Source organism: Streptococcus sp. GMD6S, assembly GCF_000297015.1.
Genome location: NZ_AJRH01000383.1, coordinates 1 through 783, shown reverse-complemented (window position 1 = coordinate 783; position 783 = coordinate 1). Strand labels below are relative to the sequence as shown.

Below are 783 nucleotides of genomic sequence, written 5' to 3'. Positions count from 1 at the left end.
CCAATTCACTCCATGAAGAAATATTAAAAAGATACAAAGATAATAGTATGGTTAAACTTAGATACAGTGTAATATTGAGAGGGTTGATCTGTGATTCAGCATCAAGAGTTTTAAAAATGGATTTCCTTATTTTGTTAGGATCTATTTGATGAAGCAATTGATTAATTATTTTCCCTTCAATGGTATTAATTTCTCGCTTATCAAGTCCATTTTTTTCACTACTTTTTATTTCATCATATTGCCCCAAAGAAATATGAATGAATTTTGTCTTTTTACGTTTTTCCTCAAAACTCTCAACAACACTACTTTTTCCAGCTCCATAATTACCAGTAATAGCTACATTTGTTACTTCCGAATTATTGTCAATCGCAAACTTAAGTGCTGCTAGTGTTATCGGCTTTATTTCAACATCTTTATTTGAAGTAAGTGCTCTAAACTTATATTCTTTTTCCATTAACTTTTCTATTTCCTTACGATTATTATATTCTTTTCATCTATGTATACCATTATATCAATTCTTACTGAGTATATAAAGCTTTTATACACAAAATAACCCCTTAGAAATCAATTCCTAAGGGGTTGGTTTTATCCTGCCACTTGTGTCGCTTCTTCTGTTTTCGCTTTCTTCTCCTTCTTATTGAAACCAGTCAATCGTCGCTTACTATCTCGGATTGTATTCAGGTCTTTAAGGAGTTTAGTCAGGTGTTCTTTTTCTGGATAGGCTTCTGCGCTGGCTGCGGTATAGCGCATAAAGAGGTCGTAGATGCTGGTTAGTTCGGTACG

The 783-nt window shown here is 33.1% G+C and carries 1 protein-coding gene and 1 pseudogene; both read right to left on the bottom strand.

Going from position 1 to position 783, the window contains the following annotated elements; genetic code table 11:
* On the bottom strand, nt 1–454 hold a 454-nt coding region (locus GMD6S_RS11905), incomplete at its 3' end, for a YobI family P-loop NTPase (RefSeq protein WP_000410315.1).
* A 131-nt stretch (nt 455–585) separates the two neighbouring features.
* Nucleotides 586–783 (bottom strand): annotated as a pseudogene (locus GMD6S_RS11900) (DUF6261 family protein); the annotation flags it as partial.